17 protein-coding genes are annotated in these 14,639 nt (G+C 34.2%); 2 read left to right on the top strand and 15 right to left on the bottom strand.

Annotated features, from left to right (window positions below; genetic code table 11):
• Window positions 1-28 precede the first annotated feature (28 nt).
• From scpA to dnaA, 12 genes are all read right to left on the bottom strand, one after another.
• Window positions 29-2,167 carry a methylmalonyl-CoA mutase gene (scpA, locus tag SCB73_RS02015; protein WP_320568511.1) on the bottom strand — a complete coding sequence of 713 codons (2,139 nt, stop codon included), beginning with the start codon at window positions 2,165-2,167 and terminating at the stop codon, window positions 29-31.
• A gap of 15 nt (window positions 2,168-2,182) precedes the next feature.
• Entirely contained in the window at window positions 2,183-2,368 is a 186-nt protein-coding gene (locus tag SCB73_RS02010) for a hypothetical protein (RefSeq protein ID WP_320568510.1), read from the bottom strand.
• Window positions 2,369-2,406: 38 nt separating this feature from the next.
• On the bottom strand, window positions 2,407-3,771 hold the full coding sequence (locus SCB73_RS02005; protein WP_320568509.1) for a methylmalonyl-CoA mutase subunit beta: 1,365 nt from the start codon (window positions 3,769-3,771) through the stop codon (window positions 2,407-2,409).
• A gap of 15 nt (window positions 3,772-3,786) precedes the next feature.
• The gene (locus SCB73_RS02000) at window positions 3,787-4,119 is read right to left on the bottom strand and encodes an FtsB family cell division protein (RefSeq protein ID WP_320568508.1); all 333 of its coding nucleotides are present in this window, start codon (window positions 4,117-4,119) and stop codon (window positions 3,787-3,789) included.
• Between the two features lie 168 nt (window positions 4,120-4,287).
• A complete protein-coding gene (udk, locus tag SCB73_RS01995; RefSeq protein WP_008467967.1) occupies window positions 4,288-4,896 on the bottom strand; it encodes a uridine kinase in 609 nt (202 codons plus the stop codon).
• 266 nt (window positions 4,897-5,162) lie between these two features.
• Entirely contained in the window at window positions 5,163-6,044 is an 882-nt protein-coding gene (locus SCB73_RS01990) for an SDR family oxidoreductase (protein WP_026727944.1), read from the bottom strand.
• A gap of 74 nt (window positions 6,045-6,118) precedes the next feature.
• The gene (locus SCB73_RS01985) at window positions 6,119-7,246 is read right to left on the bottom strand and encodes a methionine aminotransferase (RefSeq protein WP_320568507.1); all 1,128 of its coding nucleotides are present in this window, start codon (window positions 7,244-7,246) and stop codon (window positions 6,119-6,121) included.
• Window positions 7,247-7,264: 18 nt separating this feature from the next.
• Window positions 7,265-7,738 (bottom strand): energy transducer TonB, encoded by a 474-nt coding sequence (locus SCB73_RS01980; protein ID WP_320568506.1) that lies wholly within the window; start codon window positions 7,736-7,738, stop codon window positions 7,265-7,267.
• A gap of 51 nt (window positions 7,739-7,789) precedes the next feature.
• Window positions 7,790-8,248: an energy transducer TonB gene (locus tag SCB73_RS01975; protein ID WP_320568505.1), complete on the bottom strand. Its 459-nt coding sequence runs from the start codon at window positions 8,246-8,248 to the stop codon at window positions 7,790-7,792.
• 21 nt (window positions 8,249-8,269) lie between these two features.
• Window positions 8,270-8,983: an SAM-dependent methyltransferase gene (locus SCB73_RS01970; protein ID WP_320568504.1), complete on the bottom strand. Its 714-nt coding sequence runs from the start codon at window positions 8,981-8,983 to the stop codon at window positions 8,270-8,272.
• Between the two features lie 60 nt (window positions 8,984-9,043).
• Complete coding sequence (locus SCB73_RS01965; RefSeq protein WP_320568503.1) at window positions 9,044-9,511, bottom strand: low molecular weight protein-tyrosine-phosphatase; 468 nt, start codon at window positions 9,509-9,511, stop codon at window positions 9,044-9,046.
• A gap of 9 nt (window positions 9,512-9,520) precedes the next feature.
• Window positions 9,521-10,948, bottom strand: a complete 1,428-nt coding sequence (gene dnaA / locus SCB73_RS01960) for a chromosomal replication initiator protein DnaA (protein ID WP_026727948.1) — start codon at window positions 10,946-10,948, stop codon at window positions 9,521-9,523.
• Window positions 10,949-11,134: 186 nt separating this feature from the next.
• Between dnaA and SCB73_RS01955 the strand changes: the two genes are divergently transcribed.
• Window positions 11,135-11,539 (top strand): acyl-CoA thioesterase, encoded by a 405-nt coding sequence (locus tag SCB73_RS01955; protein WP_026727949.1) that lies wholly within the window; start codon window positions 11,135-11,137, stop codon window positions 11,537-11,539.
• 31 nt (window positions 11,540-11,570) lie between these two features.
• Here the strand turns inward: SCB73_RS01955 and SCB73_RS01950 are convergent, their stop codons facing one another.
• From SCB73_RS01950 to ribD, 3 genes are all read right to left on the bottom strand, one after another.
• Window positions 11,571-12,203 (bottom strand): IMPACT family protein, encoded by a 633-nt coding sequence (locus SCB73_RS01950; RefSeq protein WP_320568502.1) that lies wholly within the window; start codon window positions 12,201-12,203, stop codon window positions 11,571-11,573.
• 125 nt (window positions 12,204-12,328) lie between these two features.
• Window positions 12,329-12,931 carry an HAD family hydrolase gene (locus SCB73_RS01945; RefSeq protein ID WP_320568501.1) on the bottom strand — a complete coding sequence of 201 codons (603 nt, stop codon included), beginning with the start codon at window positions 12,929-12,931 and terminating at the stop codon, window positions 12,329-12,331.
• Window positions 12,924-13,973, bottom strand: coding sequence for a bifunctional diaminohydroxyphosphoribosylaminopyrimidine deaminase/5-amino-6-(5-phosphoribosylamino)uracil reductase RibD (gene ribD, locus SCB73_RS01940; RefSeq protein ID WP_320568500.1), 1,050 nt, complete (start codon window positions 13,971-13,973; stop codon window positions 12,924-12,926). The genes SCB73_RS01945 and ribD overlap by 8 nt, the downstream gene beginning before the upstream one ends.
• A gap of 109 nt (window positions 13,974-14,082) precedes the next feature.
• Here ribD and SCB73_RS01935 point away from each other — a divergent pair, with 109 nt between their 5' ends.
• On the top strand, window positions 14,083-14,568 hold the full coding sequence (locus tag SCB73_RS01935) for a GNAT family N-acetyltransferase (RefSeq protein ID WP_320568499.1): 486 nt from the start codon (window positions 14,083-14,085) through the stop codon (window positions 14,566-14,568).
• Window positions 14,569-14,639 lie beyond the last annotated feature (71 nt).

The raw sequence follows: 14,639 nt of genomic DNA, 5'->3' as shown, positions 1-14,639 counted from the left end.
GAATTCAATTCGGGATTTTTTATGCACGCTAGTCAATTAAAATTTCTAAAATTTGAATTGCCGCTTCACTGATTTTGGTTCCTGGACCAAAAATAGCTACAGCGCCGGCGTCAAACAAATATTGATAGTCCTGCACCGGAATCACACCGCCTACAATTACCATAATATCTTCGCGGCCGTGTTTTTTCAATTCTTCGATAACTTGTGGCACCAAAGTTTTATGTCCCGCTGCTAATGAAGAAACTCCTAAAATATGAACATCATTTTCAACAGCTTGTTTTGCAGCTTCTGCAGGAGTTTGAAAAAGTGGCCCTATATCAACATCAAAGCCAACATCGGCATAACCAGTTGCTACTACTTTTGCACCGCGATCGTGACCGTCTTGACCCATTTTGGCAATCATAATTCTTGGGCGTCTTCCTTCTTGTTTGGCAAAAGCATCAGCTAATTGTTTTGCTTTTTCAAAATTTTCGTCATTTTTTATTGCTGCACTATACACACCGCTAAAGGATTTAATTTGCGCTTTAAACCTTCCAAAAACGCTTTCTAGAGCATCGCTGATTTCTCCTAAAGTGGACCTTTCACGAGCGGCTTCAACAGCAATTTCTAATAAGTTTCCTTCGCCGGTTTTAGCGCAATGAATTAATTTTTCCAGTGATTGATTTACTTTTTCAGTATTTCGTTTTGCTTTTATTTCAGTAAGATGCTCGATTTGCTGTTTGCGAACCATTTGGTTGTCAACATCCAAAATATGAAGCGGATCTTCCTTTTCTAATCTGAATTTATTTACGCCAACAATAATATCTTGCCCACTATCTATTCGGGCCTGTTTTCTTGCTGCGGCTTCTTCAATTCGAAGTTTTGGAATTCCAGCTTCTATGGCTTTCGTCATGCCGCCTAATTCTTCAACTTCTTCAATAAGCTTCCAAGTGCTTTTTAGAATTTCATTTGTCAAGCTTTCAACATAATAACTTCCTGCCCAAGGGTCAACCGTTTTAGTGATTTTAGTTTCTTCTTGTAAAAAAATCTGTGTATTACGGGCAATTCTGGCCGAAAAGTCAGTTGGCAAAGCAATTGCTTCGTCAAGTGCGTTGGTGTGTAAAGATTGCGTTCCTCCAAAAGCGGCTGCTGTTGCTTCAATACAAGTTCGGGCTACATTGTTGAAAGGATCTTGTTCGGTTAAACTCCATCCGCTAGTTTGACAATGTGTTCTAAGTGCCAATGACTTGTCGCTTTTTGGATTAAATTGCTGTAATAATTTTGCCCAAATCATTCGGCCGGCTCTCATTTTGGCAATTTCCATAAAGTGATTCATTCCTATTGCCCAAAAGAAAGAAAGGCGAGGAGCGAAGTCATCAATTGTCATTCCGGTTGATAATCCAGTTCTGATATATTCTAAACCATCAGCAAGAGTATAAGCTAATTCGATGTCAGCTGTTGCTCCAGCTTCTTGCATATGATATCCGGAAATAGAGATCGAATTGAATTTTGGCATTTTTTTGCTCGTAAATTCAAAAATATCAGCAATAATTTTCATTGAAGGAGTTGGCGGATAAATATAAGTATTACGCACCATAAATTCCTTCAGAATATCATTCTGAATTGTTCCTGACAGTTTATTTAGAGGAACTCCTTGTTCTTCGGCTGCAACAATATAAAATGCCATAATAGGCAAAACCGCACCATTCATGGTCATTGAAACCGACATTTCATCCAATGGAATCTGGTCAAATAATACTTTCATATCTTCGACAGAATCGATGGCAACTCCAGCTTTTCCAACATCGCCAACTACGCGTTCGTGATCGGAGTCGTAGCCACGATGCGTCGGTAAATCAAATGCAATAGATAATCCTTTTTGTCCTGCAGCTAGATTTCTTCTGTAAAAAGCATTACTTTCTTCTGCGGTCGAAAATCCCGCATATTGACGAATAGTCCACGGACGACGAACGTACATTGTTGCGTACGGCCCACGTAAATTAGGCGCAAAACCAGCTCCGAAATCAAGAAATTCTAAATCTTCAATATCTTTTTCAGAATATCTTTTTTTGACTTCGATTCCTTCGGCTGTTGTGAAGTTAAGAGTTATAGGTTGAGAGCTGTCCGTCAGTTCGTCTAACTTCTCACTTTTTACTTCTAACTTTATATGTTTAAGGTCTTTTCTCAATTGTAAATGCTGTTATTAAAATACGTTTAAATCTCTTTCAATTTCTTCTAAAAACTCATCGATGTTAGAGGCATTATTTGGATTTTTTAAATAATCTTCTGTTCGTTTCCTAACTTCATCAATTTTGCATTTAGGAATTTTGTATTCATCTGTAGTTATTGAATCTTTTTCAACTGATATTATTTTTATAAGTTTTTTCATAATATGCTAAATTTATTATTCAATAACTTGATTTTTTTTTATTCTCGCTCCAATCTTTCTTGCTCCAGCTTTTCAGCTAATCTTTTTTCAATTATTGGCGTAATTAATGTTTTTCTTGGCTTGATTTTTACAAAAGGAAACAATTCTAAATCATGTTTCATCTTGTCTTCCTTATTTGGATATTTATTTGTTCCGAGTAAAACTTCTTTTTTGGAATCGAATAAATCTTGCTCTTTTGTAGCGCTTTCTTGGATTTTCTTTTTTATCGTTCCCTCATTCAAAAGTTTTAAGAAACCGCCATCAGCTTCAATTTCTTTGAATAATTTCAAGCTTTTTTCTGCCAATTGCATCGTTAAACTTTCAATGTAATAACTGCCATCAGCTGGATTATCGACTTTGTCAAAATAGCTTTCGTGTTTTAAAACCAATAATTGATTTCGGGCAATTCGGTCGCCAAATTCATTATCCTTATGATATAAAGCATCATAAGGCAAATTAGCAACAGCATCGGCTCCGCCTAAAATTGCCGACATACATTCTGTTGTAGTTCGAAGCATGTTGACATTATAATCGTAAATTGTCTTGTTTCGCTTGGTTGGCGTCACTAATAAATGGCAATTTAAATCTGGATTATATTCTGCAGCAATTAATTTGAAAAGCATTCGAAAAGCGCGAAGTTTTGCAATTTCAAAAAAATAATTTGTACCAACAGATAATTGGAAAACAATAGGTTTTGTCAAATCTGGAAAGCGGTTTAAATATTCATTTGCGTGAGCCAAACTATAGGCGATTTGCTGTGTTATATTGGCTCCTGCGTTTTGGTACAAACCAGAATCAATACTTAAAAGCGAGATATTTTTTGCTTCTTTCGAAATTTTTTCAATGGTCTCAAAATTATTTTTATCCGAAGTCGTAAACCAGTTTCCTTCTCTTGCCAAATGACCAATTGGGTCTAAATTGCAGTAAAAAAGGGCATTTTTTTCAACTGCGATTTGGTTTAATTTTTTTACGAAATCGATTGAGAGAAAAGTCAAATTAAAGTAAACGATTGTGTTCTCTAAAGGAATGTTTTCCAATAAAGTTTTGATGTCGATATTTTCGTTTTGAATGGTAAAACGTAAACTTTCTGCTCCTCTTTCAAGCGTATTATTTGCTCTTTTGATTGATTTTTCAATATCGTGAACAAATATATTTTGGCAGATTTTAAAATCAGAAGCATGAGTTTTAACCGAAGCCGATTTTGTAAACTCATCGATATGATAAAAAGGCTTTACCTGAATATCTTCTGGAGAATTCCAAATTACTGTTTCGTTATAATCTGCTCCATCTAATTCAAACTGAATTTTTTGTTTCCATTGTTTGGATGAAATCGGATTAAAATCGTCAAATAGTGTAGTGGCCATTAGTTTGTTTTCTGATTATTCTTTTTCTTGAATGGTGTCTCCTTCAAAGTGGATGATGTAGATATCTTCGCTGTCTTTTTTCATAAAGTACTTTTCGCGAGCATATTTTTCTATTTGTTCAGGATTTTTAAGCTGTTTGATCTGTTCTTGATCTTTTTTTATTTCGTCCTGATAGTATTTTTTATTGTCCTTGAGCTCATTGATTTGTTCGTCAAGAAAGCGATGGTCAAAATAAGAGTAATTGTCTAAAAACAACATCCAAACTATAAAAAAGGACAAAACCCAAACATATTTGTTTCCTAGGTATTTGAACCATTTTTTGTCTTTGTATGGATTTTTAAATTTCATTTTTAAAGAATTTTTCTTTTGAATATGATTGTCTTTTCTAGACCCGATAGAGCCGGTATCTCCCGATTTAGAAAAACAAGGCTTTTGCCGTAGTTTTTTCTTTATCGGGAATAAAGGCGAAAGCGGAAAATAGCTCCTAACTTTTATGGTTTAAATTTACAATAAAAATTATGAAATACGCTGATTAATTACGGCGCGAACTACATCAATTGCTACCGTGTTGTATTTGTCATTTGGGATAATGATGTCTGCAAAAGCTTTTGATGGCTCTATAAATTGCTCATGCATAGGCTTTAAAGTCGTTTGGTAACGGTTTAAAACCTCGTCGATATCACGTCCTCTTTCTGAAATATCTCTTTTTAAACGACGAATTAATCTTTCGTCAGAATCGGCATGAACGAAGATTTTAATGTCGAACATATCACGAAGTTCAGGATTTGTCAAGATCAAAATTCCTTCAACAATCATTACTTTTCTTGGATGTGTCGAAACGGTATCGTCAGTTCTGTTATGCTGAATAAAAGAATAAACCGGTTGGTCTATGGTTTCTCCAGCTTTTAACGCTTTTAAGTGTTTTACCAATAATTCAAAATCAATCGCGCGAGGATGATCAAAATTAATTAATGCTCTTTCGTCAAATGATAAATTGTCAGTTTGTTTATAATACGAATCCTGAGAAATTACGCCAACTTCAGTGTCTGGTAATTCGTTCATGATTTGATGTACAACCGTTGTTTTTCCACTTCCTGTTCCTCCTGCAAGTCCAATAATGAGCATAAAATTTTTGTTTGATATTTGTCTGGCAAAATTAATAATTTAACTGAATTGTTAAGCACATAAAATAATTAAACCATATAAGTAATGTAAGTGAATTTAAGTTGCAAAATGTTTAAACAGTATAATGCTTAACTGAACTTATATCACTTATATGGTTAAATAACTAGTAAATAATATGGTAAAAAAAATCCCGAAAGTAAACCTTCGGGATTTGTGCAATCAGTATAGTTTTAATAAAATATTCTGAATTTAGTAAGCACTTGTAATTATTTATTCTTTTTTGCTTTAATCATCATTTCAAGCTGATCCCAAAGTTCTTCTGGAATTGCTTCTAACAAATTGAATTGTCCTGCGCCTTTTAGCCATTCGCCACCATCAATTGTAATGACATCTCCGTTTACATAAGCTGAAAAATCGGAAACTAAATAAGCTGCTAAATTGGCTAATTCCTGATGATCTCCAACGCGTTTCAAAGGCACTTTTTTTGCCATATCAAATTTCTCCGAAAGATCTCCCGGCAATAATCGGTCCCAAGCTCCTTTTGTTGGGAATGGTCCCGGAGCAATGGCGTTTGAACGGATTCCGTATTTTGCCCATTCTACCGCAAGACTTCTTGTCATGGCCAAAACGCCTGCTTTTGCGGTTGCGCTTGGCACCACATAAGCCGAACCAGTCCAAGCGTATGTAGTTACAATATTTAAAATCGTTGCTGATGTCTGTTTCGTATCAATCCAATGTTTTCCAAAAGCTAGCGTACAGTTTTTAGAGCCTTTTAATACGATATCAATCACAGTATCAAAAGCATTTGCAGATAAACGTTCTGTTGGAGAAATGAAATTTCCAGCCGCATTGTTTAAAAGAACATCTACTTTTCCGAAAACTTTTAAGGTTTCCTGAAGCATATTTTCTACTTCTTCATAATGGCGAACGTCGCATTGAAGCGGTAAACATTTTCCTCCAGTTTCACTTTCCAGTTCTGAAGCAGTTGTTTTTAATTTTTCTAAATCTCTAGAAGTAATCGCTACCTGAGCGCCTAATTCTAAGAAATATTTTGTCATTGCTTTTCCTAAACCGCTTCCGCCCCCAGTAACTACAATGACTTTGCCTTTTAAGGCATCATCGCGCAACATTTTATCTGTATAGCTCATACTTTTCTTTTTTTACAATATTAATTAAAAAAATAGGATGCACGCATAATATTGTTATAAAATTTTGATAAACTTTATATTTCGCACAGTTTTTTTGCGGCAGATTCAAGGGTGAAATTGTCTTTTGCGAAACAAAAACGAATCAATTTCTGGTCTTTATGATCGGAATAAAATGTAGAAATCGGAATTGCGGCAACGCCATGATTGATAATTAAATTTTTGCAGAAAGTGACATCATCTTCATTTGAAATATTGGCGTAAGAAGCAACTTGAAAATAAGTTCCTTCACAAGGTTTCAATTCAAATAGGCTGTTTTGAAGCAGTTTCTGAAAATAATCTCGTTTTTCCTGATAGAATTTTCCAAGCAAATTCACGTCAACAACGTCCAAATATTCACTAATCGCAAATTGTGAAATACTGTTAACGCTGAAAACCAAAAACTGATGTACTTTTTTGATTTCTTTCATTAAATGCTCTGGCGCAATCGTGTACCCAATTTTCCAACCTGTAATATGAAATGATTTTCCGAAAGAGGAAACCATTACGCAACGATCAATAAGAAAATCTTTTGTGTGTGCCGAAATATGTTTCTCTTCAAAAGTGATGTATTCATAAACTTCGTCAGACAAAATGATGATGTCAGGATATTTTTCAAGAAGATTTTTTAACTGAACAAAATCATTTTCAGTCAAAATTTTCCCAGTAGGATTATGAGGATTATTGATAATCATCATTTTGGTTTTAACTGAACACGCTTTTTCGATTCGTTCCCAATTTGGTGTGTAATCATCATTTAAAGCTACTCGAACGGGTTTTGCTTTACACAATAAAACAGGAGATTCATAAGAATCATAACTTGGATCGAGAATGATTACTTCATAATTTTCTTTGACTAAAGCCAAAATAGTAGTAAAAATTCCTTGCGTTGCTCCGGCTGTAACTAAAAGTTCTGTTTCGGGATTGATTGTTCTGTTATATGAACTTTGGGTCAACTTCGCAATCTTGTTCATCAATGGCGGAAAACCTGCCATTGGAGTATATTGGTGTACATTTTCTTTTGCTAATCGGGCAACAATATCCGTCAATCTTTCATCAACAGGAAAATTTGGAAATCCTTGAGAAAGATTTATCGCATTATATTCGGTTGCCATTTTTGACATTACCGTAAAAATGCTTGTGGTTATGTTTGGAAGTTTACTCATGTTTATTTTGTACTCAAACTATTTTATAATTAATGGGATACCGAATAAAACTCTTACTTTTTTGCCATTCAGTTCTCCCGGAATCCATTTTGGGCATTTTTTCAGTATTCGAATTGCTTCGTCACCAGTTCCGTAGCCGATATCTCTTAAAACTTTTAGGCCAGTTAATGAGCCGTTTTTTTCAATTATAAATTCTACATATACTTTTCCTTTTATTTCAGGATTTTTTGCTGGTTTTTTAAAGTTTTCATCAACAAATTTGAAAAATAAGTCCATGCCTCCTGGAAAATCTGGTTTTTCGTCTATGTCAAATGAGGTATAAACTTTATAGTTGAGATTTTCGACATGATCTTTGGATTTGTCTACTAACATATAATCCACGGAATCATTAAGGACAAGATTTGAACTTATTGTTTCAGAAGTACGTTGTGTTTTTTGGGAAAAAACACTTTGGGTGGCGCAAATTAAAATCAATATTGAAAGTTTTTTCACAAAATGTTGGTTTTAAAGGATTATAGTATTGAATAATACGACTTACTTGTATTATTTGATAGTTATTGGAAGCGAATATAAAACTCTTATTTTTTTACCATTATGTTCTCCAGGATTCCATTTTGGGGAATTTTTTAAAACTCGAAGTGCTTCGGCTCCTGTATTGTAACCTGCATCTCTAAGGACTTTTATGTCAGTTAATGAGCCGTCTTTTTCAACGATGAATGTTATGTAGATTTTTTTTCCTTTTATATTTTTTGCTCCTTCAGGAATTTTAAAATTGCTGTCGACAAATTGATAAAATTTTTCCATTCCCCCTGGGAAGTCTGGTTTAACATCTATACCAGCCGCGTTATAAACGGCATTATCCTCATTGCTAGTCGTTGCTGAATTACCTGCAGGTTGATCTATAGTTATTACTGTTTCAGTACTTTTTGAGTTCTGCATAGTGTTTTGCGAAAATGTATTTTGTACAAAACAAATCAAAACAAGGACAAGAAATTTTTTCATTAGGTTGGTTTTAAAGTTAGTTTACATTTTATGAATAATAAAAATCGTAGGACGTTTGTCAATATCGATTTTTAATTTTTTCCAATCCGAAACTTTCATGGTTTTGATAAATTCTGTTGGCAGCGTAATATCCGTCGCAATACATAAATGTGTTGACGGATTTAAAATCTGTAAAAGATCTTCAATCAATTTATTGTTTCTATAAGGAGTTTCGATAAATAACTGCGATTGGTTTTTGTCCTGAGATAATCGCTCAAAATGGCGTATTGCCGATTTTTTCTCGTCTTTATCTATTGGTAAATAACCATTAAAAGTAAAACTCTGGCCGTTCATTCCGGAAGCCATCATGGCCAATAGGATAGAAGATGGTCCAACCAACGGCACAACCTGAATTCCTTTTTCATGCGCCAATTTTACAATAACAGCGCCGGGATCAGCAACTCCGGGACAGCCGGCTTCACTCATTAATCCCATGTTTTTTCCTTCTAATAATGGTTTAATGAAATCTAAATGTTCGCTTGGCTCGGTACGTTTATTTAAAGTAAAAAGAACTAATTCTGATTGTTTTTTTTCTGGATATACTGCTTTTATAGATTTTCTGGCAGTTTTGTCGTTTTCAACAATATAATGGTCAATAATTTCGATTGTTCTTCTAACGGTTTGTGGTAAAACATCCATCGGATCGCTTTCGCCCATTGTGGTTGGAATAAGATATAATTTTCCGAAAGATTTCATGTGCTTTTGTTTAAAATTAAAAAATTCAATTATCTCTTTTGTAGAAACAATTGAATTGAATTAGGAGTGCTTTTTAAGTAGCTGATCTGCAATTAAGTCAGTTACTTCATCTAGCATTTGGTAAACGTTGTCAAAACCGTTTGCAGAACCATAATAAGGATCTGGTACATCGACATTTTCATCTGGGAATAATTCGTTCAGAATCAAACGAACTTTATTTTTATGTTCTGGAGTTTTGGCTAAATGAACTACATCGCGAAAATTCGAATTATCCATTACATAAATATAGTCGAATTCATCAAAATCAGAAGCTTGAATTTGTCTTCCTTTTTGTGCGCTGATGTTAATTCCGTTTTTGCGGGCAACCTCTATAGAGCGTTTGTCTGGACAATGTCCAATATGCCAAGATCCAGTTCCGGCTGAATCTACAATAAATTTGTCTGCGGGTAATTTTGATGCTAAAATTCCTTCGGCTAAAGGTGATCTGCAAATATTTCCCAAACAAACCATTAAGATTTTTACTGGCATGATTCGCGTTTATAGCGTTAATTTTTTGTTGATGTCTTCGACAAATTTCTTGAATTGTTTGTCTGTAGAAACTAAATTGTCAACGGTTTTACAAGCATGCAAAACGGTAGCGTGGTCGCGATCTCCAATTTGTGACCCAATGTTTGCCAAAGATGCTTTTGTAAATTTCTTGGCAAAAAACATAGCCAATTGTCTCGCTTGTACAACGTGCCTTTTTCTGGTTTTAGATTGAAGCGTTTCAATATCCAATTGGAAATAATCAGATACAATTTTTTGAATATAATCGATTGAGATTTCTCTCTTTACGTTTTTAACAAATTTCTCTACAACACTTTTTGCCAACTCAATAGTAACTTCTTTTTTGTTGAAAGAAGATTGAGCAATTAATGAAATAATTGCACCTTCAAGCTCACGAACATTGGTTTTGATATTTCTTGCAACATATTCTAAAATATCTTCCGGCATATCAACACCGTCACGGTATAAAATGTTTTTTAAGATCGAAATACGCGTTTCGTAATCTGGTTGATGCAATTCTGCAGATAATCCCCATTTGAAACGAGATAACAAACGTTGTTCGATATCTTGCATATCAACAGGCGCTTTATCTGAAGTCAAAATTACCTGTTTTCCGTTTTGGTGCAAGTAATTAAAAATGTGGAAGAAAACGTCCTGAGTTCCTGATTTTCCAGATAAAAACTGAACATCGTCAATAATCAAAACGTCAATTAACTGATAAAAATGAATGAAATCATTACGGTTATTCTTTTTAACAGAATCAATATATTGTTGTGTGAAAATTTCGGCAGAAATATATAAAACCGTTTTTTCAGGATATTTATCTTTTACTTCAACACCTATAGCGTGCGCTAAGTGTGTTTTTCCTAAACCAACTCCACCAAAAATCAATAACGGATTAAATGAAGTTCCTCCAGGTTTATTGGCAACAGCCATACCTGCAGAACGCGCCAAACGGTTTGAGTCTCCTTCAAGAAAATTGTCAAAACTGTAATTTGGGTTTAGTTGTGATTCAATTTTTAGATTTCGTATTCCCGGAATTACAAAAGGATTTTTAAGCTCAGGATTTAAGTTTTTAAACGGAGCATCAACCTCTTGCGGTTTCATTGGTACTCTGTTGGAACTTGGCAGCTGCTCGGTAAACGGCTGTTTGTTTCCGTAAGTGTTTTCCATTTTAATTTTATAGAGTAACTTTGCGTTTTTTCCTAGTTCTTTGGTAAGCGCAACTTTCAATAATTTAACGTAGTGTTCCTCTAACCATTCGTAGAAGAATTTACTTGGTACCTGAATATATAATGCGTTGTCGGTTAGCTCAACTGATTTGATTGGTTCGAACCAAGTTTTATATGCTTGATCTTGAATATTGTCTTTTATAAAGGACAAACAGTTTTCCCATACCGATTGAGCAGTTTTAGTCATAGATTCAGATAAGTTTTTTATTATTGATAAAGATTCTCCTAATAAAAATGGAGCAAAATTTTTCCGTATTTCGGGATAACAAATATGTGAACAAATTTCTGTAAAAAAAAATATTTTGGGTCTAATTTTATAAAAAAAAAGTTGTAAGTGAACTTTAAGAATTTAATTTTTTTTAATCTATAAATAATGAAAAATCATCAAACACAAGTGCGTGTTCGTTACTCGGAAACTGATCAAATGGGGGTTGTTTATCACGGAAATTATGTGCCTTATTTTGAGATCGGACGCGTGGAATGGCTTAGAAATAAAGGGATTTCGTATGCTAGCATGGAAGAAAGCGGTATTGGGCTTCCGATTGTTTCGATGCAAATTAATTATAAAAAATCGGCGCGTTATGATGAACTTTTAACAATTCATACCACCTTCAAAAGTCAGTCTTCTGTTAAGATTGAATTTGACTGCGCTATCTATAATGAGGCAAATGAGTTATTAACAACGGCAGTGTTTATTTTAGTATTTATTTCGTTAAAAACGGGTCGTCCAACAGCACCTCCAGATTACATTTTGGAATTGTTTAAAACACTAGAATAATTGTTAAAATGAGGTGTGTTTTAATATTAATTTACACAATTTTAATATCGATTTCAAACATTAAATCAAAAATGTCGAATATGGATTCGGCATTTTTTTTTCGCGTTTTTGTCATTATTTTGCCAATTGGAAGCCCAGAATTTTCATCAATTTCCATTTCCTGAGAAGTAATTTCTAGTTTTTTTTCTTTGATAACTCGCATGACTTTGTTCATGTTTTTATAATCAAAAGAGATTAAAAAATGAACGTCAATTGTTTTTTCAACAATTTCACAAACTTCAAGCGTCATTTGCGCGGTAGTTCTGTAAGCCGTAATCAAACCACCAACTCCTAGTTTTACTCCACCAAAAATACGAACAACGACTACAAGAACATTAGTTAATCCAAAAGACTGGATTTGTCCGTAAATCGGTGCGCCCGCAGTATTGCTGGGTTCTCCGTCGTCATTTGCGCGATAGGATATTTTTGGGGCGGTTCCTAATTGATAAGCGTAGCAATAATGAACAGCGTGCGGATGAAGTTTTTTTAAGTCTTCAATTATTGGTTTTACTTCATCTTCGCTTTCAATAGGAAATGCATAGCCAAAGAATTTGCTTCCTTTTTCTTTAAAAAGAATCTCTTCAGATTCAAATGCAATGGTTTGGTATGTATCAGGATATTCCAAAAGTAAATTTTCTATAATTAGGGCTAAAATTTTTCTCTCGCAGATTTTGCAGATAAAACAGATATTTTAAATTTCTTATAAAAACAAATCTGCATTATCTGCAAAATCTGCGAGAGAAAATATTTTTATAATAAGCCTTTGCTAAATAAATCGACAACATCTTCTTTTCCAACTTGCAGATTCCAAACTTTAATTCCTAAAGTGGAGGCACTGTCTGTGTTTTCTGTTTTGTCATCAACAAACAATGTGTTTTCTGGAACTAAATTGTGTCTGTCAAGCAGAACTTGATAGATTTTTGGATCTGGTTTTCTCAATCCCATTTCATACGAAAAATGAACTTTTTCAAAACAATTGTAAAATTCAGTGTAAAAATCAACTCCGCTTCTGTTTTGAAAAGTATTGATATGAATTGAATCAGTATTGCTTAAAAGAAACAATCTGTATTTTTTTGAAAGCTCTTTTAGAAATTCTAATCGATACGACGGAAAATCAGCCAAAACGGCATTCCAGGCTTCCAGAATTTCTTCAATAGAAGCATTTGGAAGTTCTTTTTGAAATCCGCCAACAAAATCATCGTATGAAACATCGCCAGTTTCAAACAATAAATTCAAACGATCCATTTCTGAATTCCATTCGGTCATCCCTAATTTTTTCAATCCCGAAATTGTTCCTTGTTTATTTAAATTGATGAAAATATCGCCAAAGTCAAAAATTATCGTATCAATCATGGTTTCTAATGTATAGTAATTCGTCGTTTTGAATAGTGGTTTTGATTGTGTTTTTTTTCTGAATTGTTGGAGCTTTTACACCTTTTTCAAAAGTAGTTGTTCCAATAAAAATTCGAGCTTCATCCCATAAATCCGAATCTATAAAAGCTTGCAAAGTTTGTCTTCCGCCTTCAATAATTACAGATTGAATTTGATGCTGATATAAAATAGCTAAAATCTGAGAAACCAGATTTTCATTAAAATCAATTTTCTCAAAAATGGTATTTTCTGTTGAAAGGTTATTTTCTGATTTCGAGAATACAATCGTTTTTACGTTGTCATCAAAAACAAAACTGTCTTTTGAAATTCGGTTATTCTGATCTAAAACAATTCGAACCGGATTATTTCCTGACCAATCTCGAGTATTCAATTTCGGATTATCATCAATAACCGTTTGCGTTCCTACTAAAATCGCCTGTTCTTCACTTCGCCATTTATGCGCCAATTGCCTTGAATATTGATTCGTAATCCAAATTGGTTGGCGTTCCTGGTCGATTTTTTTTTCAGGTGCCAAAAATCCGTCTTGACTTTCGGCCCATTTCAATATAATATAAGGTCTCTTTTTTTGATGGAAAGTGAAAAAGCGTTTGTTGAGTTCGTTACATTCTTCTTCTAAAACTCCAATAGTAACATTTACGCCGTTTTCAATTAGTCTCTTGATTCCTCTTCCGGCCACTTTTTCGTTTGGATCAACGGTTCCAACAACGACATTCGGAATTTTATTTGCGATAATTAAATCGCAACACGGAGGCGTTTTTCCAAAGTGAGAGCAAGGCTCCAAGCTCACATAAATGGTAGCTTTTTTTAACAGCGATTTGTCTTTTACAGATTGCACGGCATTTACTTCGGCATGCGGTTCGCCAGCTTTTTTGTGCCAGCCTTCGCCAATTATTTTGCCTTCATGAACAATTACGCTTCCAACCATCGGATTTGGATAAGTGGTTCCAAAACCGTTTTGAGCAAGTTCAATGCAACGTTTTATGTATTTTTCATGTGTATTCACGGTGCAAAAATAATCATTTTGAACTTAATCACGATAGTTAACAGTATAGTTGGGGAACTATCGGAAAAGTATTTTTACTTTTGTAGTTATAGTACGCGAATAAACAATCATGAAAAATTATACAATCCGAGCGATTAAAAAAGAAGACAATAAGGCAGTTGCACAATTAATACGATCTGTTTTTGATGAAATGGAAATTCCGAAAGTGGGTACAGCTTACGAAGATCCGTATCTTGATTTGATGTTTGAAGAATACAACAAACCAAGATCAGTTTATTTTGTGGTAGAGAATGAAGGAGAAATTGTGGGTTGTTGTGGTGTTGCTCCTTTAGAGAATGGAGCGTCAGAAATTTGTGAACTCCAAAAAATGTATTTTTTGCCAAAAACCCGAGGGTTGGGAATTGGAAGCGATATGATGGAGAAATGTCTCTCTGAAGCCCGAAATTTTGGTTTTGAAAAATGTTATATCGAAACGATGCCTTTTATGCATGCGGCTCAAAAATTATACAAAAAATCAGGTTTTGAATATTTGGATGCACCAATGGGATGCACTGGGCATAATTCTTGCCCGGTTTGGATGTTGAAAGTTTTGTAGAATCCTGTAACAAATCAGGCTTTTCCAATACTTACTTGAAAAAATAGCTTTTGCTAAAACAAACTCAGAAA

Origin of the sequence: Flavobacterium sp. KACC 22761, from assembly GCF_034058155.1 — a bacterium.
In the GTDB taxonomy this organism is placed as follows: Bacteria; Bacteroidota; Bacteroidia; order Flavobacteriales; family Flavobacteriaceae; genus Flavobacterium.
This window is presented reverse-complemented; position numbering and strand designations above follow the sequence as displayed.